The 24,312-nt window shown below is 62.1% G+C and carries 22 protein-coding genes; 9 read left to right on the forward strand and 13 right to left on the reverse strand.

The genetic code is table 11. The features are described 5' to 3' along the window. Positions 1-81: 81 nt before the first annotated feature. Entirely contained in the window at positions 82-795 is a 714-nt protein-coding gene (locus FHT69_RS02720; RefSeq protein WP_168333428.1) for a ParA family protein, read from the forward strand. A gap of 71 nt (positions 796-866) precedes the next feature. Here the strand turns inward: FHT69_RS02720 and FHT69_RS02725 are convergent, their stop codons facing one another. Next, positions 867-2,267, reverse strand: coding sequence for a L,D-transpeptidase (locus FHT69_RS02725; protein ID WP_047614197.1), 1,401 nt, complete (start codon positions 2,265-2,267; stop codon positions 867-869). Positions 2,268-2,521: 254 nt separating this feature from the next. Here FHT69_RS02725 and FHT69_RS02730 point away from each other — a divergent pair, with 254 nt between their 5' ends. From FHT69_RS02730 to FHT69_RS02740, 3 genes are all read left to right on the forward strand, one after another. Beyond that, complete coding sequence (locus FHT69_RS02730; protein ID WP_183844622.1) at positions 2,522-3,361, forward strand: aldose 1-epimerase family protein; 840 nt, start codon at positions 2,522-2,524, stop codon at positions 3,359-3,361. Positions 3,362-3,432: 71 nt separating this feature from the next. After that, positions 3,433-3,771, forward strand: a complete 339-nt coding sequence (locus FHT69_RS02735) for a TIGR01244 family sulfur transferase (RefSeq protein WP_047610991.1) — start codon at positions 3,433-3,435, stop codon at positions 3,769-3,771. A gap of 74 nt (positions 3,772-3,845) precedes the next feature. Continuing rightward, entirely contained in the window at positions 3,846-4,190 is a 345-nt protein-coding gene (locus FHT69_RS02740) for a RidA family protein (RefSeq protein WP_028755822.1), read from the forward strand. 39 nt (positions 4,191-4,229) lie between these two features. On the opposite strand, the gene FHT69_RS02745 is transcribed toward FHT69_RS02740, so the two are convergent. From FHT69_RS02745 to FHT69_RS02760, 4 genes are read right to left on the reverse strand one after another with little or no spacing between them, the layout of a single operon-like run. Next, complete coding sequence (locus FHT69_RS02745) at positions 4,230-5,888, reverse strand: thiamine pyrophosphate-binding protein (RefSeq protein WP_029867943.1); 1,659 nt, start codon at positions 5,886-5,888, stop codon at positions 4,230-4,232. A 13-nt stretch (positions 5,889-5,901) separates the two neighbouring features. Continuing rightward, entirely contained in the window at positions 5,902-7,104 is a 1,203-nt protein-coding gene (locus tag FHT69_RS02750; RefSeq protein WP_183844623.1) for a CaiB/BaiF CoA-transferase family protein, read from the reverse strand. Between the two features lie 17 nt (positions 7,105-7,121). After that, the gene (locus FHT69_RS02755) at positions 7,122-8,078 is read right to left on the reverse strand and encodes a DMT family transporter (RefSeq protein ID WP_183904878.1); all 957 of its coding nucleotides are present in this window, start codon (positions 8,076-8,078) and stop codon (positions 7,122-7,124) included. 32 nt (positions 8,079-8,110) lie between these two features. Continuing rightward, positions 8,111-9,040, reverse strand: coding sequence for an alpha/beta fold hydrolase (locus FHT69_RS02760; protein ID WP_183844625.1), 930 nt, complete (start codon positions 9,038-9,040; stop codon positions 8,111-8,113). A 157-nt stretch (positions 9,041-9,197) separates the two neighbouring features. On the opposite strand from FHT69_RS02760, the gene FHT69_RS02765 reads away from it, so the two are divergent. The 4 genes from FHT69_RS02765 to metF all read left to right on the forward strand — a co-directional run bounded on the left by FHT69_RS02765 (position 9,198) and on the right by metF (position 13,776). After that, positions 9,198-9,938 (forward strand): ribonuclease T2 family protein, encoded by a 741-nt coding sequence (locus tag FHT69_RS02765; RefSeq protein WP_183844626.1) that lies wholly within the window; start codon positions 9,198-9,200, stop codon positions 9,936-9,938. A gap of 98 nt (positions 9,939-10,036) precedes the next feature. Then, on the forward strand, positions 10,037-11,686 hold the full coding sequence (gene ettA, locus FHT69_RS02770; RefSeq protein ID WP_028755828.1) for an energy-dependent translational throttle protein EttA: 1,650 nt from the start codon (positions 10,037-10,039) through the stop codon (positions 11,684-11,686). Between the two features lie 160 nt (positions 11,687-11,846). After that, the gene (locus tag FHT69_RS02775; RefSeq protein ID WP_183844627.1) at positions 11,847-12,872 is read left to right on the forward strand and encodes an ArsR/SmtB family transcription factor; all 1,026 of its coding nucleotides are present in this window, start codon (positions 11,847-11,849) and stop codon (positions 12,870-12,872) included. Between the two features lies 1 nt (position 12,873). Continuing rightward, on the forward strand, positions 12,874-13,776 hold the full coding sequence (gene metF / locus FHT69_RS02780; RefSeq protein ID WP_028756318.1) for a methylenetetrahydrofolate reductase [NAD(P)H]: 903 nt from the start codon (positions 12,874-12,876) through the stop codon (positions 13,774-13,776). Positions 13,777-14,238: 462 nt separating this feature from the next. On the opposite strand, the gene FHT69_RS02785 is transcribed toward metF, so the two are convergent. From FHT69_RS02785 to FHT69_RS02805, 5 genes are all read right to left on the reverse strand, one after another. Continuing rightward, positions 14,239-15,144 carry a DMT family transporter gene (locus FHT69_RS02785; RefSeq protein WP_183844628.1) on the reverse strand — a complete coding sequence of 302 codons (906 nt, stop codon included), beginning with the start codon at positions 15,142-15,144 and terminating at the stop codon, positions 14,239-14,241. 130 nt (positions 15,145-15,274) lie between these two features. Further along, a complete protein-coding gene (locus FHT69_RS02790; protein ID WP_183844629.1) occupies positions 15,275-16,492 on the reverse strand; it encodes a lytic murein transglycosylase in 1,218 nt (405 codons plus the stop codon). 81 nt (positions 16,493-16,573) lie between these two features. Then, positions 16,574-17,371 carry a GH25 family lysozyme gene (locus FHT69_RS02795; RefSeq protein ID WP_047610975.1) on the reverse strand — a complete coding sequence of 266 codons (798 nt, stop codon included), beginning with the start codon at positions 17,369-17,371 and terminating at the stop codon, positions 16,574-16,576. Positions 17,372-17,500: 129 nt separating this feature from the next. Further along, positions 17,501-18,172, reverse strand: a complete 672-nt coding sequence (locus FHT69_RS02800; protein WP_183844630.1) for a class I SAM-dependent methyltransferase — start codon at positions 18,170-18,172, stop codon at positions 17,501-17,503. Next, positions 18,169-19,413: a DUF3419 family protein gene (locus FHT69_RS02805; RefSeq protein ID WP_132572603.1), complete on the reverse strand. Its 1,245-nt coding sequence runs from the start codon at positions 19,411-19,413 to the stop codon at positions 18,169-18,171. Before FHT69_RS02805 ends, FHT69_RS02800 begins: the two co-directional genes overlap by 4 nt. A gap of 218 nt (positions 19,414-19,631) precedes the next feature. On the opposite strand from FHT69_RS02805, the gene FHT69_RS02810 reads away from it, so the two are divergent. Beyond that, positions 19,632-21,056 carry a serine hydrolase domain-containing protein gene (locus FHT69_RS02810; RefSeq protein ID WP_132572600.1) on the forward strand — a complete coding sequence of 475 codons (1,425 nt, stop codon included), beginning with the start codon at positions 19,632-19,634 and terminating at the stop codon, positions 21,054-21,056. A gap of 31 nt (positions 21,057-21,087) precedes the next feature. On the opposite strand, the gene FHT69_RS02815 is transcribed toward FHT69_RS02810, so the two are convergent. From FHT69_RS02815 to FHT69_RS02825, 3 genes are all read right to left on the reverse strand, one after another. Then, complete coding sequence (locus FHT69_RS02815; protein WP_063474582.1) at positions 21,088-22,029, reverse strand: lytic transglycosylase domain-containing protein; 942 nt, start codon at positions 22,027-22,029, stop codon at positions 21,088-21,090. A gap of 115 nt (positions 22,030-22,144) precedes the next feature. Beyond that, on the reverse strand, positions 22,145-22,780 hold the full coding sequence (locus FHT69_RS02820) for a LysE family translocator (protein ID WP_029867949.1): 636 nt from the start codon (positions 22,778-22,780) through the stop codon (positions 22,145-22,147). 57 nt (positions 22,781-22,837) lie between these two features. Next, a complete protein-coding gene (locus tag FHT69_RS02825; RefSeq protein WP_029867950.1) occupies positions 22,838-24,049 on the reverse strand; it encodes a pyrophosphate--fructose-6-phosphate 1-phosphotransferase in 1,212 nt (403 codons plus the stop codon). Positions 24,050-24,312: the final 263 nt, after the last annotated feature.

The following is a 24,312-nucleotide window of genomic DNA, read 5'->3' on the forward strand; positions in this document are numbered from 1 at the left end:
GGATGGATTAACCGCACGATGCTCCCGAGGGTGCGTAAAAGAGCGATTCCGGCTCGCACCATCTCCTTCCGAGGACCGAACATGCCTGTCATCACATTCGCAAATACCAAGGGCGGCGCCGGCAAGACGACCGCTGTTCTTCTGCTCGCCACCGAGCTTGCCCGTAAAGGCTATCGCGTCACCATTCTCGACGCCGATCCGCAGCACTGGATTTCGCGCTGGCACGAAATATCGGGTCATGTACCCAATCTTTCGGTGATCGATTTCGTGACCACCGCCTCGCTGCCGCAGCATATCAGCGAGAACAAGCACAATACCGACTATTTCATCGTCGACCTGCCGGGTGCGCGCAATCCGCTGCTTGCGACAGCCGTCGGCCTTTCCGACCATGTGCTGATCCCGATCCAGGGCTGTGCGATGGATGCGCGCGGTGGCGCGCAGGTGCTCGAGCTGCTGCAATATCTGGACGAGAAGGCCGGCATCAAGATCGGCCATTCGGTGGTGCTCACCCGCGTCAACTCGATGGTGACGACGCGGGCGCTGCAACTCGTCAAGTCGCTGCTCAGCGAACGGCATGTGCCGGTGCTGGACACCGCAATTATCGAACGCTCCGCCTTCCGCGACATCTTCGACTGTGGCGGCACGCTGCACACGATCGACTCCACGCGCGTCAGCAATCTCGACAAGGCGCGTGAAAACGCCACCTGTTTTGCCGAGGAAATGATGCGCAAGCTGCCGGTCAGGCTGACCGCCTCCGCCCGTATGGGAAACCCGCTGGTCCGCTCGGCGGCCTGATTTCCCCGTGATGAAACGAAAAGGCCGCCGGAGCGATCCGGCGGCCTTTTCTATCAGCGAAATGAAGCGGCTCAATCGACGAATTCGACCGTGACGCCCGGCTTGACCATCTTGGCCAGCTCGGTGGCATCCCAGTTGGTCAGCCGGATGCAGCCGTGGCTCTGGGTGCGGCCGATCTTCGAAGGCTCGGGCGTGCCGTGGATGCCGTAGGTGGGCTTGGAAAGCGCCATCCAGACGGTGCCGACGGGGCCGTTCGGGCCGGGCGGGATGTTGAGGATCTTGTCGTTTGCGCCCTGTTGGAAATTGATCTTCGGATTATAGGTGTAACCGGGATTGAGGGCGACACGCTCGACATTTACCAAGCCCGACGGAGAGGGAGTGTCGGTGGAGCCGATCGATGCCGGATAGGCGGCGAGGAGATTGCCGGCGCCGTCATAGGCGAAGACCTGCTTGCGGCCCTTGTCGGCGATGATGCGAGCGACTTCACCGGTCTTCGGCTCGCCGGGATTGACGACCTTGATCACCGTGCCTGGAACGCTGAAATCGGCGCCGGGGTTCATCTCCTTGAGGAAGGCTTCATCCATATGGAAGCGCTCGGCCAGCATTTCGGTGGTCGAGGTATAGGCAAGCGACGGCAGCAGCGCCTTCTGCGAATAATCTTCCGGGATCTCTGCGACGAAGGGACCGGCGGCATCGGCCGGCGTGATCGTGTAGCTGACGACGGGCAGGCCGCCGTTCAAGCGCAGCTCTTCGAGAATGGCATCGGTGTCGTTGGGATCGAGCTTCGACCCGGTCATCTGGTCATAGGCATAGATGCCCTTGGTGACGTTCGAGCCCATATGGCCGTCGATGACGCCGGGGGAGATGCCGGCGCGATCGAGGAAGACCTGCAGCGCGACGATCTCCGGCTTCGACTTGTTCTTCAGCGTGATGACGGGCTCTTCGGGTGCGGCCTTCGGCTGATCGGCAGGCGGGATCTGCTGGTCGGGGTCGATCGAGGCGTAGTCGTCGCCGGGCTGCGGATTGCCGATGCTGTTGTCATCAGGATAGGGCTGGTCGTCGAGCGGCTGCCGTTCGATCGCGGCATCGCGTGGAACGCCGCCGGTCACGGCGCCGCGCTCGGAATAACGCGTATCGCCATAGGGATTGTTGTCGGAATAATAGGGGTCGTTGCCGCCCTGGTCGTTATAGACTTCGCGCGGGCCGGGTCGCGGCGGATAATAGCCGCGGGCGCGCATCTCGGTGGCAACGACGTTGCCGTAGTCGTCGATCAACACACGATTGCCGCTGCGGTCGCGAGCATAGATATAACCTGCTGGTACATAGTCGAGGATTTCGCCGGTCGGCGTCACGAGCACGATATCGCTCTGGCGGCGATCGCGGAATTGCTGCGCGCCTGCCTCCGGCGCTGCAGCTGCAAGCGCAGCCAGGACGGCCGTAAGGCAAAATGCCGATCTCAAAAAGCGATTCACGTCTCACACCTCGAACAGTGACTGGGCAGACACACACCTGCGAATTTTGACGCTAGTGTGGAATTTATGAAAGCGTACTGAACAAAATATGAAAATCACTAAGATTTCCTTTTACTCATAAACGTTTGCGCCCTTCTGTCCGTTCCGCAAAATCCACGGTTGCTGCAAAAACACAAGATGAGAGCGGCGGCGATTGACGAATGGAGGCGTGAAACCTAACGCTACAGGCCGATAATTCCCTCAAGGAGACCGTGATGATCGAATTTGCCGCCGCAAGCGGGCCGCGCCTGATGCTGGACCAAACATCGGTGCTGGATATCGGCGGATGCATCGTCGACGGCGTCGATATCGCGCCGAAACGCGCCATTCCCGACGACGGCGATCCGCGAATCGATCACTCGCTCGAAGGCTTCCTCTTTACCTGCGGGCCGGATCACATCCGCCACCGTCAGCCGATTCCCGACCGGGGCGACGGCAAAGTCTATCCGCTGCACGGATCGGCCTCTGGCCATGCGGCAAAGGTGCTGTGGACGAAATTCGAGAACGGCAATGCCGAATGTCGCGCCGATATCGACATCACCACTGTCGAAGGACTGCCGCAGCGCATCGAACGGCTGTGGCGGATCGACGGGGCGACGGGCGAGGTGCTGCTCGAAGACCGGGTCGTCAATACCAGCGATCGGACGGTGCCGACCTTCCTGATGTATCACATGAACGTTGGCGGCAAATGGCTGGACGACGGCACGCGGCTCGAAGGCCGGATGCTGGAGAATGGTGGTTTCCCCTGGGCATTCGGCGAGGAGCCGGGCGGCATCTTCTGCGTCGCGGCGCCGGCGGTGGAGGAAGGTTTCGCGGAGGTCCGCCTCGGGCCGATCGCCGCAATCGGCGGCAGGACGCTCAGCGTGCGTTTCCGCGCCGACACGCTGCCCTATCTTCAGGTCTGGCGGAACCAGAAGCCGCCGGCCCATATCATCGGCATCGAGCCGGTGTCGCATCGCTGGGTGCTGCGCGACGAGCTCGAGGCAGCCGGTGAGTTCAACATGCTGGCGCCAGGCGAGAGCCGCAGCTATGCGCTGACCTTTACCTTTCTGTGAGCGAAGTGTTGTTGACGCTGGCAGACCTCCGTCGTAGACCTTCACCCCACGATTTTTGAGGAGACAAGACGATGGATATTCGCCAGATCGACGATGAATATTCGGTTTCGGGCCAGATCACGCTCGAGGAACTCGACGAGATCAAGGCGCTGGGGTTCAAATCGATCGTCTGCCACCGTCCCGACCACGAAAGTCCCGACCAGACGTCGTTTTCCGTCATCGAGGCGCGCGCCAAGGAGATCGGCCTCGAGATCGCCCACGTGCCTGTCGGGCCGATGGGCGTGACCGAAGAAGCCGTGCAGGGCATGGTCGACGCGCTCGACGAATTCCCGCGGCCGATGTTGGGCTATTGCCGTTCCGGCGCACGCTCGACGGCGATTTACCAGAAGACCCACCATATCCGTAACTGAGCCCCATTCCCGGGCGCAGATTTTCCGGCGCTGACCTTCAGCGCCGCCACCTTCCATTCACTCAGGAGACTATGATGAGCATTAAGCGTATCGACGTCGGCGCGCGCATGAGCGGCGCCGTCATTCACGGCAACACGGTCTATCTCGCGGGCCAGGTCGGCGAGGGCGAAAGCGTCACCGATCAGTGCAAGTCCTCGCTTGCCGAAGTCGACCGCCTGCTGGCTGCATCAGGCAGCAACAAGTCGAAAATCCTGCAGACGATCATCTACCTTGCCGACATCGCCGATTTCGCCGAGATGAACGCCGTCTGGGAAGGCTGGATCGATCCTGCCAATCCGCCGGCCCGCGCCACCAGCGAAGCCAAGCTCGCTGCGCCGAAATACAAGGTCGAGTTCATCGTCACGGCGGCCATCGACTGAAGTCGCAGCGTCCCTATCCTTCAAGGCCGGTGAGTTTTCTCACCGGCTTTTTGTTTGCGCGATTTCCGAGAGCGTACGCGTCGGCGTGATCGCCTCAGGATCGAGCTTGACTTCGATGATCGAGGGTTTGCCGCTGGCGCGCGCCCGCTCGAAGGCCGGGGCGAATTCGTCCGTCCTTTCCACCGTCTCGCCATGGCCGCCATAGGCGCGGGCAAGGGCTGCGAAGTCGGGATTGGTCAGATCGGTGCTGCTGACACGACCCGGATATTCACGCTCCTGGTGCATGCGGATGGTGCCGTAGATGCCGTTGTTGACGACCACCGCGATGATCGGCAGATCGTGGCGGATGGCGGTGGCGAATTCCTGGCCGTGCATCAGGAAGCAGCCGTCGCCGGCAAAGCAGATGACCTCGCGCTCGGGAAAGAGACGCTTGGCGGCAACGGCGGCCGGCAGGCCGTACCCCATCGAGCCGGAGGTGGGGGCGGCTTGAGTGTTGAAGCGCCGGAAACGATGGAAGCGATGCACCCAGGTGGCGTAGTTGCCCGCACCATTGGTGAAAATCGTCTCCGGCTTCGTATTGGCCTCCAGCCATTCCATGATCGGCCCCATGTGGACGGCACCTGGCCCGGTCGCCGGCGGGGTCGACCAGGTGAGATAGGCCTGGTGCAGGCGCGCGGTGCGCTCGGTCCAGTGCGGTTCGGCCGGCGCTTCCAGGTCGGCGAGTGCTGCGACGAAATCGGCCGGCGCGGCGCAGATGGCAAGATCCGGGCGGTAGATGCGGCCAAGCTCGGAAGCGTCGGGATGGATGTGCACCAGCGATTGCTGGGGGTAGGGGATATCGATCAGCGTATAGGACGAGGACGGCATTTCCGACATGCGGCCGCCGAGGAGGATCAGCAGGTCGCTCTCCTTAATCTCCTTTGCCAATGCCGGATTGATGCCGATGCCGACATCGCCGGCATAAGAGGGATGGAGGTGATCGAACAGCATCTGCCGGCGGAAGGAGCAGCCGACGGGGAGCTGGAAACGCTCGGCGAAGCTCTGAAAATCGGCGACGGCATCGGCATCCCAGCGCGTGCCGCCAAGGATCACCATCGGCCGCTCGGCCTTCAGCAGCCTTATATAGAAATCGTCGATCTGCCGGCGGCCGGGATGGGCCTCGACATTGGCATAGTGCCTGGCGCGGGGTGCCTCGACCTCGTCGCGCAGCATGTCTTCCGGCAGCGTCAGCACGACCGGGCCGGGACGGCCGGAGGTGGCGACCGCAAAGGCGCGGGTGACGAATTCGGGAATACGGGCGGCATCGTCGATCTCGCCCACCCACTTGGCGAATTCGGTGAAGGCGCGGCGGAACTCGACCTCCTGGAAGGCCTCGCGCTCGCGTGCTTCCCGCTGCACCTGGCCGATGAACAAGATCATCGGGATCGAGTCCTGCTTGGCGATGTGCAGGCCGGCGGAAGCGTTGGTGGCGCCGGGGCCGCGAGTCACCATGCAGATGCCGGGTTCGCCGGTCAGCCTGCCCCAGCAATCCGCCATCATCGCCGCGCCCCCCTCCTGGCGGCAGACGAGAACGTCGATATCGCTGTCACGCAGCGCATCGAGAACGGCGAGGAAGCTCTCGCCGGGAACGCAGGAAAGCCGCTTGACGCCATTCGCCTTCAGCGCCTCGACGATCAGTTCTCCGCCGGTCTTCTTCATGACAATGCCTTCTTCATGATGATCTCTCCCCATCACGCTCAGCGAGTTCCGCCAGAATTTCCGCCTGGTGTTCGCCGAGGCGCGGGCTCGGCCTGTCATAACGCAGCGGCGTCTCCGACAGTACGACAGGCGTCCTCACTCCGGGGATCACGGTGCCGGCGGCGTCCGCAAGATCGATGCGCAGGCCGCGGGCCTGCACCTGCGGATCGGCGAACATTTCCTCGATCGTGTTGATTGCGCCTGATGGAACGGCATTCTCCTCGCAGGCCTTCAAGAGATCCGCCTTCTGCCATTTCAGCGTTTCGGTGGAGATGAGGCGGCGCACCTCGCCGCGATTGCCGACCCGAGCCTTGTTGGTGGCGAAACGCTCGTCGCAGGCCACGGTCTCCAGGCCGAGGAGGGTGCAGAGGCGACGGAACTGGCCGTCATTGCCGACCGCGAGGATGAGATAACCGTCCGCCGTCGGCACGACCTCATAGGGCGAGATATTGGGATGGGCATTGCCAAGGCGGGTCGGTGCGGCGCCGGAGACGAGGTAATTCATGTTCTGATTGGCGAGCACGGCCGATTGCACATCGAGCAGGGCCATGTCGATCAATTGGCCTTCGCCCGATTTGAGGGCGTGGATCAGGGCGGCTTCGATTGCCGAGACGGCATAGATGCCGGTGAAGATATCGGCGATGGCGACACCCGCCTTCATCGGCTGGCCGCCCGGTTCGCCGGTGATCGACATGAAGCCCGACATGCCCTGGACGATGTAATCATAGCCGGCGAGGCTGGCATAGGGGCCGGTCTGGCCGAAGCCGGTGATCGAACAATAGACGAGCTTCGGGTTGATCTTGCGCAGGCTGTCGTAATCGAGCCCGTATTTGACGAGGCCGCCGAGCTTGAAATTCTCGATCAACACATCGGCGGTGGAAACGAGGCGGCGGACGAGATCCTGGCCTTCGGGGCTTTTCAGGTCGGCGGTGACGGAGCGCTTGCCGCGATTGGCGGCGTGGTAATAGGCGGCCGAGAGGTTCTCGCCATCGGCGCCCTCGACGAAGGGCGGCCCCCATTGGCGCGTGTCGTCGCCGCCCTCGGGATTTTCGACCTTGATGACGTCGGCGCCGAGATCGGCGAGCATCTGTCCCGCCCAGGGGCCGGCGAGCACGCGGGCAAGCTCGATCACCCGGATTCCGACAAGCGGCGGCTTCTTCGTCACGGTCTCTGTCATGTTCCTCCCGGCAATGTCTACGGCGCCATCGTCACCTCAGATGTATCGGATACTGGCTTTGAAGCAAAGCGGCGCTCGCGCCAGAGGATGTAGATGCCCGATGCCACGATGATGGCAATGCCGAGCCATTTGACGGCATCCGGAAAGTCGCCGAAGACCAGCCAGGCGAAGATCGTCGCCGAGACGATCTCGAAATATTGCAGCGGCGCCAGCGTCGAGGCCGGTGCTGCGCGATAGGCGTAGACGCCGACGATGCCGGTGATTGCGGCCATGGCGCCGACGCCGGCGACATAGAACCAGGCGCGGCCTTCCGGCATGACGGGATCGAAGAGGTCGGAACCGGTTCCCTGACCGAGGAAAAGCAGGAGGACGCAGAAGAGCAGGCCCCAGATGCTCATCTGGAACTGCATCGACCAGGGGTCTTCCCTGCGCGAGAGGGCGCGGGTCATCAGCACGAAGATGGCGATGCAGAGCGCGCTGACGACAGGCAGAAGCGCGATGTAGCCGACCTCTTCGAAACTTGGCTGAATGATCAGCATCGCCCCGAAGAAGCCGACGCCGCAGGCGGTATAACGTCGCCAGCCAATCGTCTCCTTCAGGAAGATGCCGCCGAGGATCGTCACCATGATCGGCTCGACGAAGAAGATCGCGATCGCGTCGGCGACCGCCATATATTTCAGCGTGGTGACGAAGGAGATCATCGAGATGGTGATGATCGCGCCGCGGATGGCATGGAAGAGGCTCTGGCGCCAGGCGAAATCGGCGAAGCTGCGCCGCCATATCACAAGCGGCAGCATGCAGAGCGCCTGGACGACGAAACGGCCGGCGGTGATCTCCCCGGATGGCACGGTGGTGATGGCAAGCTTGGCGAAGATATCGATGAGCGGCGAGACCATCACCGAAAGAACCATCAGCGCAAGCCCCGTCGTCACGTCGGAGGCGGACGAAACGGGGCGGGCGGAGGTGCTGCTCATGATGAAATCCCCGTACTCAGCATATTGGTCGCTCAGGATCTTGCGACCACCTCGTCGCACCAGTCGGCGAAAGCTGCGATCGCCGCATCCGCGCCGATCTCATTCAGCGTCTCGTGTCGCAAGTCCTGATATATCTGAGTGCTGATACGGGAGAAGCCCAGGCCTTTCAAATGGTTTGACAGCCAGAGCACGGCTTTTCCCCGCTCCGTCGCCGGGTCTTCTCCGCCGCCGACCAGATGAACCGGCATATCGCGCGGCAGCCGGTCGAGATGGATTTTCTGCGGTCCGCGGAAGGTCAGCTCGAAGAGATCGAGCCAGAGAGAGACCGACGCGTCGAAGCCGCAAAGCGGATCGGCGACATATTTGTCGACTTCATCAGGTCTGTGCGACAGCCAGTCGAACTCGGTGCGGCGGCCGGGAATGGATTTGCCCCAGGCGCCGAAGGTGAGCTTCGGCAGCAGGCCGCTCGGCACGTCGGAGCCCTTCAGCATGCGCTCGGCCAGCAGGATCGCCTGGGCGGCGCGGCCGGCGAGGCCGACGGCGAAATTCGAATTCCAGACGGCGACGGCGTCGAAGTCGGCCGGAGCGGTGACGGCTGCATTGAGGGCGATGAGGCCGCCCATCGAATGGCCGAAGAGGATGATCGGCAGGCCGGGATGGCGGGATGCCGCATGGCCGCGCATGGCGATGAGGTCGCCGATCACCCTTTCGACGCCACCTCGTCGGGCGAAGCGGCCGATCGGCGCATCGGGCGCCGTCGTTTCGCCGTGGCCGCGGTGATCATGGGCATAGACATGATAGCGGCGCGCCGCCATCGTCTCGGCAAAGGCGCGATAGCGTTTCGAATGTTCGGCGAGGCCATGCGATATCAACAGGATGCCGCGGGCCGGACCAGCAGCTTCAGCATGGTGATAAGCCAGCGACGCCCCCGCTACGGCGAGCTTCTGCGTTTCAGCAAACATATGGATCCTCCCTGCGGCAACAGACCAGATTGCCTGATAAAAGCAACATGGGGGTTTGGTTTATCCGATAACAAAATACGACGTTGCTGCGATTCAGGGTTGCGCCCGTTTGAGCTTCATGCTTATTTGTTCCCGTATTGTTCTTTTGGGGGTTGAAATGAGCAGCATGCAATTGCGTACCCTGGCGTTTGCCTTGTCGATGGTTGTTTCCGGCGCCGCTACGGCCCAGGAGGGCGGTGGGCGCACCCGTTTCATTCTGGCGGCGAGCTGGCAGCCCACCTTCTGCCAGACGAACCAGAAAAAGGCCGAATGCGCGACGCAGGCCGTGGAGCGCCATGATGCGACGAACTTCTCGTTGCACGGGCTCTGGCCGATGCGCCAGGATTATTGCGGTGTCAGCGCCGACCAGAAGGCCGCCGATAAGGATGGCAACTGGAACACATTGCCGGAGGTCGTGCTTTCGGCCGAGACGAAGACGGCTCTGGCAAAAGCGATGCCCGGCACGCAATCCGGCCTGGAACGGCATGAATGGACGAAGCACGGCACCTGCACGAAAATGAGCGCGGACGACTATTTCGGCGTCGGCGTGCATCTGGTCGGCGCGCTCAACGCCTCGGCGGTGCGCGAGCTCTTCGCCGCCAATATCGGCAAGCCTGTCAAGGCCGAGGCGATCAAGGCGGCTTTCGACAAGAGCTTCGGGCCTGGCGCCGGCGACCGCGTTAAGATGAGCTGCCGGCGGGCCGGCAATATCCGGATGATCAGCGAGCTGACGATCGGGCTTTCGGAAGCCGCCGGGGCGGTATCGGCGAAAAGTGCCGGGCTTGCCGATCTGATCCAGGGCGCGGGAAAAACCTCCTTCGGCTGCGACGAAGGTGTGGTCGACGCTGCGGGCTTTTGACCGGAAATCCGGAGTAAACCGGGTTTCGGCGTTGCCCGCAGGCGCTGTTTCGCCTACATAGCGGCACAATCGAAGTTTCCCGCCCGGAGCAGCGCAGTATGGCACGTCAGTTCATCTATCATATGTCCGGCCTCAACAAGGCCTATGGCAACAAGAAGATCCTGGAGAACATCCATCTTTCTTTCTACCCCGATGCCAAGATCGGTATCCTCGGACCGAACGGCGCGGGTAAATCCACCGTGTTGCGCATCATCGCGGGCCAGGACAAGGAGTATACCGGCGAAGCCTGGCTCGCCGAAGGTGCGACGGTCGGCTACCTCGAGCAGGAGCCGCACCTCGATCCCAACAAGACGGTGTTCGAGAACGTCATGGAGGGCGTTGCCTCGAAGACGGCGATCGTGGATCGCTACAATGAATTGATGATGAACTATTCCGACGAGACCGCGGAAGAGGGCGCCAAGCTTCAGGACGTCATCGACAGCCAGAACCTCTGGGACCTGGAAAGCCAGGTCGAAATGGCGATGGAAGCGCTGCGCTGCCCGCCGCGCGATTCCGATGTCACCAGCCTATCCGGTGGTGAGCGCCGCCGCGTCGCGCTCTGCCGCCTGCTGCTGTCGCAGCCGGATCTGCTGCTGCTCGACGAACCGACCAACCATCTCGACGCCGAAACCATCGCCTGGCTCGAAAAGCATCTGCGCGACTATCCGGGCGCCGTGATGATGATTACCCACGATCGCTACTTCCTGGACAACGTCACCGGCTGGATCCTCGAACTCGACCGTGGCCGCGGCATTCCCTACGAAGGCAACTACTCGGCCTATCTGCAGGCGAAAGCCAAGCGCATGCTGCAGGAAAATCGCGAAGAAGCATCCCGCCAGAAGGCGATCAGCCGCGAGCAGGAATGGATCGCTTCCAGCCCGAAGGCCCGCCAGGCCAAGTCCAAGGCGCGTATCAAGTCCTACGAGCAGCTGGTGGATGCCGCCGAAAAACAGCGTCCCGGCGATGCACAGATCATCATCCCGGTCAGCGAGCGCCTCGGCCAGGTGGTCATCGAGATGGAAGGCATCACCAAGGGCTTCGAGGGCCGGACGCTGATCAATGACCTGTCGATCAAGCTGCCGCCGGGCGGCATCGTCGGCATCATCGGCCCGAACGGCGCCGGCAAGACGACGCTGTTCAGGATGATCACCGGCCAGGAAAAGCCGGATGGCGGCTCGATCCGCATCGGCGAGACCGTGCATCTCGGCTATGTCGACCAGAGCCGCGACGCGCTCGCGGCCGACAAGACGGTCTGGGAGGAAATCTCCGGTGGCGCCGAAATCATCAAGCTCGGCAAGTTCGACATGAACTCCCGCGCCTATTGCGGCGCGTTCAACTTCAAGGGTGGCGATCAGCAGCAGAAGGTCGGCAATCTCTCCGGTGGTCAGCGCAACCGCGTTCACCTCGCCAAGATGCTGAAGGCCGGCGGCAACGTTCTGCTGCTCGACGAACCGACCAACGACCTCGATACCGAAACGCTGGGTGCGTTGGAAAACGCGCTGGAGAATTTCGCCGGCTGCGCCATCATCATCAGCCACGATCGCATGTTCCTCGACCGTCTGGCGACGCATATTCTCGCTTTCGAAGGCGATGGCCATGTCGAATGGTTCGAAGGCAACTTCGAGGATTATGAACAGGACAAGGTGCGCCGCCTTGGTCCCGATGCCCTCAACCCGGGCAGCCAGGCCCATAAGCGCCTGACGCGCTGATCCATCTTTTTTCCTTGCGAAAGCCCCGGTTCGGCCGGGGCTTTTTCATGTCGATCTCTGTCGCAATTTGAGCAGGCAATTTCGCGGAGAGTGCGAATTGTCGCTTGCCACGGCATTTCAAATCACATAAAGATATCTTTATATCTTGATTGGATCGAAGATGAGCGAACCTCTGAAGCTTGGACTGGATGCGCTGGTAGACGTCTTGAAGGCGGCTGGCGAACCCACGCGCCTGCGTCTTCTGGCTCTTCTTGACGGTGGCGATCTGACGGTGACCGATCTTACCGAAATTCTCGGCCAATCCCAACCGCGCATCTCCCGTCACCTGAAGCTGCTCGGCGAGGCCGAACTGATCGAACGATACCAGGAGGGTGCCTGGGCCTATTTCCGTCTCAAGCAGGACGGCAAGGCGGCCTTGCTGGTGCGGGCGCTGCTGAAGCATGTCTCCGAGAACGATCCGACCATCCTTCGCGACGGCGAGCGGCTGTCGCAGGTCAAGCGCCAGCGGGCCGAGCGGGCGCAGGCCTATTTCAGTCGCAACGCGGCCGAATGGGACGAGCTTCGCCGCCTACATGCCGCCGATGAGGAAGTCGACGCCGCCGTCATCCGGCTGCTCGGCAACCAGCCGATCGATTCGCTGCTCGATCTCGGCACCGGCACGGGCCGCATCCTCGAACTGCTGTCCGGGCTTTACCGCCGCGCCATCGGTGTCGATGCCAGCCGCGACATGCTGAGCGTGGCGCGCGCCAATCTCGACAAGTCCCGCATCACCAAGGCCACCGTGCGCCATGCCGATATCCTGAACCTGCCGTTCGAGGGGCAGGATTTCGACCTGGTGACGATCCACCAGGTGCTGCATTTCTTCGATCAGCCGGAAATTGCCATCGCGGAAGCGGCGCGCATGCTTCGGCCGGGCGGCCGGCTGGTGGTCATCGACCTGGCGCCGCACACGCTCGAATATCTCCGCGACGAACATGCGCATGTCCGTCTCGGCTTTTCGCACCAGGCGATGTCCGACTGGCTGCGCAAGGCCGGGCTCGACGTCGAGCAGGCCGTCGATCTTCATCCGGGTCAGCAAAGCGGGCAGGGCTTGACGGTCACCGTCTGGCTCGCGCGCGATCCGAGGCGCCTCATGGCTTCGCAGACGAACGAAGGCGCCGAACCTACATTTGCCGGGAGGATATGACATGGCTTTGAAAAACGAAGCACGCGGCCGCAACATCAGGATCTCGTTCGAATTCTTCCCGCCGAAATCGGAAGAGATGGAAGGGCAGCTCTGGCATACTGTCAGCCAGTTGCAGGATTGGGACGCGGATTTCGTGTCGGTGACCTATGGCGCCGGCGGCACCACCAAGGCGCCGACGCTGTCGACCGTCACGCGTTTCCTGTCGCAGACGCCGTTTGCCACCGCCTCTCATCTCACCTGCGTCGGCGCGACGAAGGAGGAGACGCATCAGGTGGTCGACACCTTCCGCAAAGTCGGCGTGACGCATTTCGTGGCGCTGCGTGGCGATGCGCCCGGCGGCGCCGGCGCGCCCTACCAGCCGCATCCCGGCGGTTACGCCAATGCGGCGGAGCTGGTGGCCGGCCTCAGGGAAATCGGCGATTTCGAGATTTCGGTCTCCGCCTATCCGGAAAAACACCCGGAAAGCCGCGATACGGCCGCCGATATCGACATGCTGAAGCGCAAGGCCGACAATGGCGCCAACCGGGCGCTGACGCAGTTCTTCTTCGACAACGACAATTTCGAGCGTTACCTGGAGCGGGTGCGCGGCGCCGGCATCTCGATCCCTGTTGTGCCCGGCATCATGCCGATCCAGAACCTGACGCAGTTGAAGCGTTTTGCTGGGGCCTGCGGCACGATCATCCCCGCCTTTCTCGACGAGCGCTTCGCCGGCTTTGACGACAAGCCCGAGGAGCGGGCGAAGGTGGCAGCCGATGTCGCTGCCGAGCAGATCGAGGATCTCGTCCGGCGTGGCATCCATGATTTCCATCTCTATACGATGAACCGTGCGCCGCTGGTTTCCGCCGTGCTCGACAATCTCGGCGTGTCGCGCCGGGAAACAAAAAGTGCGGGCGCAGCCGCCTGATCCTTTCGGGATGTTCAAAAGTAAAAGCGCATGTCGGGCGGGACATGCGCTTTTTCGTTGGCGGATTGATCAGCTACTGGGGAGTTTAGGCACTATCAGTCGTTACGCTTTCGTCGGCCGGCTCAGATGAAGAGCATGGACAAAACGAAAGCAAACGCTGCACTGACCAACAGAACATTCAAGGATTGCGTGAGTCCCATGTCTGTCTCCTCGCGTTAACCGGCCAATAATATGTCTGAAATATGTCGGTTGGAAAGCGGATTTTATGCTGCGCTGCAGAAGGGATCAGTGGATAAGTCGAGTGCAGTTTCGGTAAGCCTCTGAAATAAATCGATAATTTTCGATGAATTTTTGTTCACAGATTTTAACATGCCGTTAAATCAGGCGATTTCGGATTTACTTATGCGCCCAAAACATGGCGGACCGGCAACCGGTTGAAAACATGCGGAATTCGCAACCGGTTCAGGCGGTTCTCAGCAGCAGGCGATAGGCGCGGCCGTCGAGAATGACGAGGCCGAAACCGATCAGCGCCATACCGGCAAATTCGCCAAGTGCAAGCCTTTCGCCAAGGAAAAGCACGCCGAGCAAGATGGCGCTCGGCGGCACCAACAGGGTGACAAGCGAGGCGTTGGTGGCGCCGGCCGCCGCCATGATCCGGAAATAGAGGATATAGCCGAAGGCGGTCGACAACAGCGCCAGCGCCAGGATGGCAAGCAGCGCTTCAAGCGGCGGTGCGGCCAGCGCCCAGGGGCGATCGGTGAGCAGCGACAGCGGCAGTGCAATCAGCGAGGACGCGGTCAACTGGCCGGCTGCGGTGACAGGGGCTGGAACATCCCTGAAGCGTTTGCCATAGGTGGCGGCGAAGCCATAGGAGATGGCGGCAAGCACGGGAAGCATCAGCGCCCAGAGCGGCGCTTCGCCACCAGCCGAGATGCCGGGGCCGATCAGCACGATCGTGCCGAGGAGGCCGACGAGGCAGCCGACGATCTTTGCCGGGGACAGTTTCTCGTCCGAGGTGAAGTGGTTGGCGATGAGCACGGTCCAGATCGGCGTCGTCGCATTCAGGATCGCCGCAAGGCCGGCGCCGATGCGGGTCTGGCCGAAGAAGATCAGCGCGTGCGGCAGAGCATTGTTGATGAGCCCGAGGATCAGGAACTCGCGCCATCGGGCCTTCAGGATCGCATAGAGGTCGAAACGGCCGGCGACATAGACATGCAGCGCCAGCGCTGCCAGCAGCAGCCTGAGGAAGACGAGGGTCAGGGGCGGCACGTGCTGGACGGCAATGCGGGCAAAGAAGAAGGAGGCGCCCCAGATCAGGCCGAGCAGGACCAGCAGGCCCCAGGTCCAGGCATTCATTCTGCTGTCCACGCCGGTTCCTCCACCGCAAGCCGTTCGTTTCGCCGAAAACCGGCACCGGTTTTCGGCGTGAAGCTTTAGCGCAGCAGGCGGATCGCGCCACCCGTTTCTTGCGAAACGGGCGGCAAGGTGTCAGCGGGGATCAGAGGGCGTTGAGAAGGGCAGGCGTCGCCCAGCCGTCGGCCGGCATGCCGAGGCGCTGCTGTTCCTTCTGGATCGCGACACGCGTGCCGGAGCCGAGGATGCCGTCGATCTCGCCGACATCATGGCCGAGCGACTGCAGCTTGGTCTGCAGCGCCTTCATCTGGTCGCTGGCGAGCCCCTGTTCCGGCACGCCCTTGAGATAGGGCTCGGCGCCGGAAAGACGCGTGCCGAAATAGGCGGCAGACGTCGTGTAGATAAACGACTTGTTCCATTCGAGATAGATTTTGAAATTCGGATAGGCGATGAAGGCCGGCCCCATGCGGCCCTGCGGCAGGACGAGGTCGCCTTCGAGGTTGCCGAAGGCGGTATTGCCGTCACGCGGCTTGACGCCGAGCGCAAACCATTCTCCCGCTTTCATCGTGCCGCCGAGGCCGGATTTCTCCCAGGGCAGGTTATCGGGCAGGGTCACTTCCTGCAGCCAGGGCTGGCCGCGCTCGAAGCCGAGATGCTGGATGAATTTGGCCGCCGTCAGAATGGCGTCCGGGCTGCTCTGCTTCAGGCGGATATGGCCATCACCATCGCCGTCCATGCCATAGGCGATGATGTCGCGCGGCAGCATCTGCACCTGGCCGATCTCGCCGGCCCAAGCGCCGGTATTGGTGGCGGGGTCGAGGTCGCCGTGTTGAACCATCTCGACCAGGGCGATCAGCTGCGGGCGAAAGAGTTCCGGGCGGCGGCAGTCATGCGCCAGCGTCACCAGGGCGTTGCGGGTGTTGAAATCGCCTTGGACGGCGCCGAAATCGGTCTCCATCGCCCAGAAAGCGGTGATGACGCCCGGGGGAACGCCGAATTCCTGCTCGGCGCGGGCAAAGACGTCGGCATATTGCTTCATCTTCTGGCGGCCGATGTCGAGGCGGCCCTGGCTGACGGTGCGCTGGGAGAATTCGAGGAAGGTCTGCTTGAAGACGCCCTGGGCGCGATCCCGGCTCAGCACCTTGGGGTCGATCTCGGCGCCGGCAAAAGCCTCGTCGGCGGCCGCCGCGCTGGCGCCGGCTGCGACCGCATCTTTCTTGACACCTTCGAGGAAGGCGGAGAGATCGCCGCCGCAGGGCGCTGCCGGGGCTGCGTCCGTGGCCTGCTGGGCGGCCGCGCCGCCTGCGAGGGCGAGGACAAACAGAAGGGCGAGTGCAGAGCGGCTTGCGAGCGAGCGGTGCATGGATACGGTCCTTATATCAAAAAGATTGCCGTCGCTTTCACAGATGAATGTGACGGAAGCAAGAAACATCGCAGGACGTTACTAAGAATTTCTATCCTTGGAAACGGCCGCGACCCAGTTGTTCCAGTTCTTTGCGCTGCCGGCAAAGACATTGATATCTGTGGGACCGCTGATGCCGGGGATAACGCCGGTGGAGGTATATTGCCAGAAGGCCCAGCGGCGGTCGGTATAGGTCACCTCAGGGTGTTTTGCCACCGAACGGACCCAGAAATGATAATCCTGGAAGTAGCCGGCGAGATTGTCGCGGTGGAAATCGACCGAGGTGTAGATGATCGGGCGCTTGCCGTAATAGGCCTCCAGCCGGTCCATGAAACGCTGCATTTCGGCGCGTACGGTTTCCGGATCGGGACGGTAGCGGCAGGTCTTCGATTCGGCGTTCCATTCGACGTCGAGCACCGGCGGCAGGCGCATGGCCTCCTTCGGCACGTTGCGGATGAACCAGTCTGCCTGCTGATCGGCCGAAGAGCAGAAATAATAGAAATGATAGGGAGCGTGCGGGATGCCGGCGGCGCGGGCTTCGCGCCAATATTCGTCGAAGCGCGGATCGACCCTGTCCTTGCCTTCGGTCGCCTTGATGAAGGCGAAGGCGACGCCGGAATTCTTGACCGTGCCCCAATCGATATCGCCCTGCCATTTGGAGATGTCGATGCCGTGGATCTGGTTCTGCTGCGGATGCTTCGGGCCGAAATCCTGCGGATCGGTGTCCTTGAAACGCGTCTTCGGCTTGATCGACGCCGTTTCGAGATAGTCGTAACCGGAAGAGGTGCAGCCGGCCAGCATGATAGCCAGGGGCAAAACGCAAAACAAAAGCCGGCGCATGGGCGTCCCGTCGTAACTCGAATGATCTCTTTGCCCCACAGCCTGACCTTCGAAAAAGACGAGTCGGCAGAGGAATAACCCTCTTTTCACCATATCAACGTAAAAAATCGGTTAGTTTCAAGCGAATTATCAGCGCTTGCTGATAATGGCCGCCCGCCAGGCATAACCGCCGCCAACGGTATCGAACAGCAATCTCGCGCTGTTTTCATGGGCTTGCGCTTCCAGGACCTCGCGCAAATCGGGCCGTGGAGTGACGTGGAATTTCGCAAGCCAGGCCTGCAGCATGCGCCGGAACCAGCCCGGCAGGCCTTCCTGCTGGCCGAAATCGACGATGTGCAGCTGGCCGCCGGGATTGAGTGCGGCGATTGCTGCATCGACGGCGCGTTCCCAGTCGGGGATCATCGACAGGGCATAGGAAATCAGGATGCGGTCGAAGCCGCTGACACCGAATTCGCGCGGCGTGAACGCCGTGGCGTCGGCGACGCGGAAGTCCGGGATCGTCGCCTTGGTGGCGAAGGTCTTGCGGGCCGAAATCAGCATTTCCTGAGAAATGTCGAGGCCGAACAGCTTGGCGGTCGGGAAATGCCGATGGGCGAAGGCCATGTTGCGTCCGGTGCCGCAGCCGACTTCGAGCAGCGTGCCGCCCTCCGGCACGTCGAGCTTGCGGATCGTGCTGTCGCGGCCGAGAAGGTAATATTTGCGGGTGAGGTCGTAGATATGGCGCTGATAGCGGTACATGCCATCCATCAGGCTGGCATGTTCGTCGCTCTTTCCTGCCGTCTCAGTGCCGACCTTGCTCACGCCTTCTTCCCGTAAATGTGGAAGCCGCCATAGATTGCCGAGCGATCGAGCGCCGTCAGCTCACGCGACTTCTCCTCGAAATAATCCCACTGGTCGCGGATCACCGGCGCCAGGCGGCCTTCGATGATGCTCTTTTCAGCGGCGGTGCGGAAAATCACGCGGGCGCCTTCGCGCGCCGTGCGAGTGATTTCCCGCCAGACGTCGTTCAACTGCTCGTCCGTCATCCAGTCCTGTGCGTCGAGCAGGATATAGCGGTCGCGCGAGGCGGCCGGCTCGCGGGCGAGCAACTCGGTGAAGCTGGCGTGGTGGACGTTGACGCGGTCGACATTGGCGCGGATCACCTGATAGTGTTCCGACTTCAGATAGGTCGGCAGCGGGCCTTCCTCTTCGGTGCCGTAGCGGCGGCCGAAGGCCTGCCAGGCGAAATAGTTGTCGCTCATCGGGAAATGACAGGCGAGCTTTTCCAGGCGGTGCTTCAGCACCGGCGCGATCGAATGATCGGCGGCAAGGCTTGCGAGTTCGTCATATTGCTGCGGCGGAATGCCGAGGCCGAAGAGCGAGCTCTTGCGGCCGGTAATCCAGCGCACGACCGGCTTTTCGAACAGCGGCGCGATCTGCTCGTCGAAGAACTGGCGCTGCTCGCGGATCGAGCGGGTCTTGGTCATCTCGCGCAGCTTGACGCCGTGCAGGCGGGCAAGAAGATGGGCCGCGCCGATGAAGCGGCCGAGCAGGCCGGTTTCGTAGATGTTGCGGTCGAAGACGGTGACGCGGCGACGGCCGAATTTGCGGCCGTTCCAGTAGCTGCGGGTCGCCTCATCGAGGCGGGCAGCGAGATGCTGGTCATAGGCGCGGCTGTTCGACTTCTCGTTCGGCATGGCCAGGAAGCGGACGAGATCGGCGTGGCCGGGAAGATGTTTGAAGGCCGCAAGCTTCAGGCGGTTCAGAGCGATATGGTGCGGGTTGAGGTCGACGACGTCGATCGAGGCCGGCGCCTTGGAGAGATAGGCGAGCATGTTGCAGCCGCCGGAGCCGATGGTGACGATGCGATGGTTGGGCTTCAGCTCCATCGCCTGCATGTCAAGATCCGGATCCTCCCAGATCTGCGGGTAGACGAGGCCGGAGAAGAGAAGACCGAAGAGACGTTCGGAAAAGCCGTCCTTCGAAAAAGCCTTGTGGCGGAGAAGGGCGTCCTTGAGTTTCCGGTTCTTGCGGAAGCCGGCATCCGGTGCAAATTCTGACATGAGTCTGTCACCTTTTTAGCGTTCAGGGCGTGTAGCGCGCCTCTGCTACAGTTTGATGACGTGGGCTGTGGGGCGCCGTTCTTCGGAGACTTCGACCGGCTCGGAAGACCGACCGGGATGGCTCTCCTGGGAAAGTGATCGGGACGACAGGCCTTCTTGGCTTTGGCCCCTTTTCGGCGCCTGCGATTCCTGCTTCTCTCCCGGCATGGAGGAATGCCATGCGATTTGTCCTGCGTATCCTGAAGGCGCTTGCTCTCCTTGTCGTTCTCGTCGTCTTCGTCGCCGCCGGCTGGCTTTTTATTCAGCCGCCGGAACTGCTGCGTGTCGGTGACGGTTACGCCGCCAAGATCGTCTGCTCCAACGTCTTCATCGCCGGTCGCGGCGCCGAGGATGTGCTCCATGACGACGTTCAGGCGCCCGGAAATCCGCTGCTGCGGCTGATACGCGTCAGCGTTGACCACGACAAGGAACGGGTGACGGCGCGCTTCATGGGGCTGTTTGCGCCAAGTTATGCGCTCTATCGCGGCGCCTTCGGCTGTACGAGCGTGCCGGACGGCGATTTCGAGGCGGCGGCGAAGGCCGTGCCCTTCGATGCGCCTGTTAAAATGGAGACGAGCGACGCCTTGTGGCCGGAGGGCGAGGGCACCGGCAATCCGGCGGACGGGAAGATTGCCGCACTGCTTGCCGATCCCGGAATTGCCGGCCCGGCAATGCGGGCGATCGTGGTGGTGCACAATGGCCGCGTCGTCGCTGAAGCCTATGGCCCCGGTTTCTCGGCGAAGACTCCGCTGATCGGCTGGTCGATGACGAAGACGGTGAACGCTGCGATTCTCGGCCGGCTGATGCTCGACGGCAAAATCTCCTTCGACGACGACGAACTGCTGGCGCAGTGGCAGAAGGATGCGCGCGCCAAGATCAAGGTGTCCGACCTGCTCGGCATGGAGAGCGGCCTTGCCTTCAACGAGGATTATGGCGATGTCGCCGATGTGACGCGCATGCTCTATCTCGATCCAGACATGGTGTCGCTGCCGGCCAATGCACCGATGGAGGCGCCGCCCGGCCAGCGCTTCCGCTATTCGAGCGGCACGGCCGTGCTGTTGTCGCGCATCTGGATGGACAGGGTCGGCAATCCACAGGCGGGCTTTTCCTATCCGCACGACGCGCTGTTTTCGCCGCTCGGCATGACGAGTGCGGTATTCGAACTCGATGCGCGCGGCACGTTTGCCGGCAGCTCCTATCTCTATGCGACGGCGCATGACTGGGCGCGCTTCGGGCAGTTCCTGCTGCAAGACGGCGTGTGGAATGACCGGCGACTGTTGCCGGAAGGGTTCGTCGGCGCCATGCGCACTCCGACGGTGGCTTCGAACGGACGTTATACGCAGGGCCAGGCCTGGCTCGCTCCTGGCGGCTCAAGCGCGGCGTTCGGACTGCCGGAGGATACGTTTTGGTTGACGGGGCATGACGGGCAGAGCATGGCGATCGTGCCCTCCGCCAATCTGGTCGTCGTCCGGCTCGGCCTGACGCCGAGCTGGCTCGGCTATCAGCCGCAGGTGCTTCTCAAGAAGATCCTGGCGGCCTTGCCGCAAGCGGGGGAGCCACAACAGCAGGCTGGGTCGCAGCAACAGGCGCAGCCGCAGCCATAGGCTGCGATCGCCGTCTCAGCAATGCTCGATGTCAGTAATTACCCTGGGCGATGTCGGTCATGCCCTTGCGCTTGGCGTCGTAATAATAGCCGCGCGCATAGAGGCGGACGGCATCGTCTTCCTTGCTGTCGGAGACGAGCCAGGCGCCACGCAGATATTTGGCGGCATATTTGATGTTGGTTTCGGCATCGAAGAGCCCGCCCGGGGCGCCGTCATAACCCATTGATTTGGCGGTGTTGTATTTGATCTGCATCAGGCCGAAATAGCCGCGCTTGTTGTAGGCCTTCGGATTGTAGCGGCTCTCGCGATGGACGATGCGGTGGAGCAGCGTCTCGGGAATTTCGTAGATCTTCGAGTATTTCTGGATGAGCTTGGTGACGAAGCTCTTCTCCACTGTCGGCGCGTCGTCTTTGTCGTCGTCGCTGAACATCGGGGGTGCCGTCGGCGGATCGATCGGCCCGGATTCGTCGAAACCGTAGTCCATGCTGGCACGCGGCGTGGTGTCGACGGCGGCAAGTGCTGCAAGCGCGCTGTTCTGCGGTGTCGCGGCAAAGGCAAGCTGCGTCGTCGGCTGTGCCGGCGTTCCCGGACGCGGCGTCGGCACGACGGACTGGATTGCCGTCATCTCGGGCGTCAGCGGGATCTGCGCATAGGCTGCAGGCTGTATGCCTGCCTGCATGGCGAGGTCGGTAGACTGAGAGGCTGTTACGGTTGGCATCGCCGTCGCAGTCAGGGAGGGGGATGGCTGGGGAATGGTGGCGCCGGCAACCGCCTGACCGGCAGCACCTTCGGCTGTCGGGATCGCGGCGAGTGTTTCATCTTCGCCGGGTTTCGGCATCGGCACCACGGTCTGGGCGGCAGTCAGTTCGGCCTGCGATGTGTATTCGACGCTCGTGCATCCCGTCATCACACCGCAGAGTATCGTGGAAACGACAAGACTGCGTTTCAGGCCGGATAATCCGATCGCTACCATTCCGCCACTTTCGTGAAATCGCGCCGCCCCGGCTGCGTATAAAAGTTACCAAAAACCTTAAGCCCTGGTGACCCCATTAACCTATTCGTGGCATTCCGGCAACCACGCAATATTTCTATGCTGCAATACGGCGATACCCGGCGGTTACGGCGCCTGCAGCGATCAGCAGGGTGCCTCCCGTTCGGTTTACGGCGCGCTGGATGCTCGCCTTGCGAATCAGTCCGCGCGCGGTATGGGCGAGAAACGCGTAGGTGGAGGCGTTGAGGATCGCCAGCACGAGGAAGGTCGCTTCCATGATCGCCATCTGGCCGACGAAGGGCAGGGCCGGATTGAGGAACTGCGGCACGAAGGCGACGAAGAAGATGATGCTCTTCGGATTGAGGGCGGTGACGACATAGGCGTGGAGGAAGATCTTGAGCGACTTTTCCTCCGGCAGATTGTCGTTGTCGGCAACCGGTTCGCCGATGATGGGAGCCCGCCAGAGCTTGACTCCCAGATAGATCAGGTAGGCGCCGCCGATCCACTTCAACACGGTGAAGAGGGTGGCGGAGGCGGCCAGAACGGCACCGAGACCGAAGAGGGAAGCCGTCATCGCGGTGAAGTCACCAAGCGCCACGCCGCTCACCGTCGCAAACGCCGTCCTGCGCCCATGACCGAGCGCATAGGAAACGACGAGCAGTATCGTCGGCCCCGGTATGGCCAGCATGATGGCCGATGCCGCCGCAAAAGCGAGCCAGGCTTCAAATGACATGGTGTCTCCTCCTATTCCTCAGGAACAAGCAAAGACATCATATTAACCATCCGTCAATCACGCTTCTTTGTATTTCTGACCTATATTGTCCATGACTTCGGCAAACCATGCCGTCGACAGGTCAAAAGCCTTGCCGCCCTTGATGCGCGGGAATTCTATAGTGCGCAACTTACCGTTCTGCGCTTCGTCATGGCCGGTGACGCCGGAGACTTTATTGAGCGCGCTTTCGACGGCGAGATCGACCATGCTCTGGATCAGCCTGAGGTCGTCGCCGTTGGCCGGCGCCGAGCGGGCGAAATAGCCTGATTTCTGCACAAGGGAACGTTCGGCATTCAGGAGGTTGGCGAACTGCTTCTGGAACCAGGCGCCGACATTGATCGTGTCGATCTTCACATGGCCGAAGGCGTCACGCTTGACGGTTTCGCCGGCGGCTTCCCGCTCGGCGACGATGGCGTCGAGGCAGGCGCCTTCCGAGACGAAGACCGTGGCGTGGCCGTTGCGGTCCATGCTTTCCTTCAGGCGGGCGGCCTCGGCGTCGAGGTCGAAGGCCATCTCAGGCAGGTAGACGGCGTCGATGCTCTTCAGATGCGCATCCATCATCAGGCCGTCGACATACTGGTTGCGGCTGGTGCGCTGGAGATAGGCGCGGGCGGTGGCGGCCGTCAGCCAGCCGCAATGGCGGCCCATGACTTCGTGGATGACGAGGGTGCGGGGTGCGGCCGTCTGCTCGTTGCTGACATTGTCGAAGAAATGCGCGCCGACTTCGGCGGCCGTCCAGGCGCCGAGCGACTGGCGGATCGGGACGACGTCGTTGTCGACCGTCTTCGGCAGGCCGACGACGGTGAGATTGTAGCCGTTGGCGGCGAGGTAGGCGGCAAGGTCGGCGGCTGTGGTGTTGGTGTCGTCGCCGCCGATCGTGTGGAGAATGGTGATGCCGTCATTGGCGAGGCGTTCGGCGGCGACCCGCAGCGGGTTCTCGCCTTCCTTGACCAGGCCGCGCTTGACGCAGTCGGCGGCATTGGTGAGCTTGACGCGGCTGTTGCCGATCGGCGAGCCGCCGTAACGGTGCAGCAGCGGCGCCTTTTCGCGCATCTCGCGGGTGATCGCGATGCTGTCGCCGGTGAGCACGCCCTGGTATCCGGACTTGTAGGCGACGATATCGAGATCGGGCGCGACGTCGCTATAGCGTTCGATGAGACCGCCGACGGCGGAAGAAAGACAGGGTGCCAGGCCTCCGGCGGTCAGCATTGCGACTTTCTGCTTGGCCATGATCCCTCCTATGGCGTTTCGGTGCGGTGGCGTTAGCTAACGCATGGATGCGGCAGGGAAAGGGGCCTGTAAAGTAAAGAATTTACGAAAAATGCGCCTTTATGCCGAGTTGGGCCGCGAAGATGGCAGGAAGTAATGATATAATCGTTTCAAGCCCGATCTGCGTGTCGGGAACTGTTGTGGAAATTTCCGTCGCGCACTCCGGATTCACCTGCACGGGCGATGCGCCGGCGATCGTCAGCCGTTGCCATACGAGATGAAAG

Source organism: Rhizobium sp. BK008, assembly GCF_014197345.1.
GTDB lineage: Bacteria > Pseudomonadota > Alphaproteobacteria > Rhizobiales > Rhizobiaceae > Rhizobium > Rhizobium anhuiense.

Bases quoted from the DNA above. Each gene is read 5' to 3' on its own strand.
- FHT69_RS02760 (WP_183844625.1), bottom strand. From the start codon at position 9,040: ATGTTTGCTGAAACGCAGAAGCTCGCCGTAGCGGGGGCGTCGCTGGCT.
- FHT69_RS02755 (WP_183904878.1), bottom strand. From the start codon at position 8,078: ATGAGCAGCACCTCCGCCCGCCCCGTTTCGTCCGCCTCCGACGTGACG.
- FHT69_RS02745 (WP_029867943.1), bottom strand. From the start codon at position 5,888: ATGAAGAAGACCGGCGGAGAACTGATCGTCGAGGCGCTGAAGGCGAAT.
- FHT69_RS02735 (WP_047610991.1), top strand. From the start codon at position 3,433: ATGGATATTCGCCAGATCGACGATGAATATTCGGTTTCGGGCCAGATC.
- FHT69_RS02740 (WP_028755822.1), top strand. From the start codon at position 3,846: ATGAGCATTAAGCGTATCGACGTCGGCGCGCGCATGAGCGGCGCCGTC.
- FHT69_RS02750 (WP_183844623.1), bottom strand. From the start codon at position 7,104: ATGACAGAGACCGTGACGAAGAAGCCGCCGCTTGTCGGAATCCGGGTG.
- FHT69_RS02810 (WP_132572600.1), top strand. From the start codon at position 19,632: ATGCGATTTGTCCTGCGTATCCTGAAGGCGCTTGCTCTCCTTGTCGTT.
- FHT69_RS02815 (WP_063474582.1), bottom strand. From the start codon at position 22,029: ATGGTAGCGATCGGATTATCCGGCCTGAAACGCAGTCTTGTCGTTTCC.
- FHT69_RS02820 (WP_029867949.1), bottom strand. From the start codon at position 22,780: ATGTCATTTGAAGCCTGGCTCGCTTTTGCGGCGGCATCGGCCATCATG.
- FHT69_RS02730 (WP_183844622.1), top strand. From the start codon at position 2,522: ATGATCGAATTTGCCGCCGCAAGCGGGCCGCGCCTGATGCTGGACCAA.
- FHT69_RS02825 (WP_029867950.1), bottom strand. From the start codon at position 24,049: ATGGCCAAGCAGAAAGTCGCAATGCTGACCGCCGGAGGCCTGGCACCC.
- FHT69_RS02795 (WP_047610975.1), bottom strand. From the start codon at position 17,371: ATGCGCCGGCTTTTGTTTTGCGTTTTGCCCCTGGCTATCATGCTGGCC.
- FHT69_RS02790 (WP_183844629.1), bottom strand. From the start codon at position 16,492: ATGCACCGCTCGCTCGCAAGCCGCTCTGCACTCGCCCTTCTGTTTGTC.
- FHT69_RS02720 (WP_168333428.1), top strand. From the start codon at position 82: ATGCCTGTCATCACATTCGCAAATACCAAGGGCGGCGCCGGCAAGACG.
- FHT69_RS02765 (WP_183844626.1), top strand. From the start codon at position 9,198: ATGAGCAGCATGCAATTGCGTACCCTGGCGTTTGCCTTGTCGATGGTT.
- metF (WP_028756318.1), top strand. From the start codon at position 12,874: ATGGCTTTGAAAAACGAAGCACGCGGCCGCAACATCAGGATCTCGTTC.
- FHT69_RS02805 (WP_132572603.1), bottom strand. From the start codon at position 19,413: ATGTCAGAATTTGCACCGGATGCCGGCTTCCGCAAGAACCGGAAACTC.
- FHT69_RS02775 (WP_183844627.1), top strand. From the start codon at position 11,847: ATGAGCGAACCTCTGAAGCTTGGACTGGATGCGCTGGTAGACGTCTTG.
- ettA (WP_028755828.1), top strand. From the start codon at position 10,037: ATGGCACGTCAGTTCATCTATCATATGTCCGGCCTCAACAAGGCCTAT.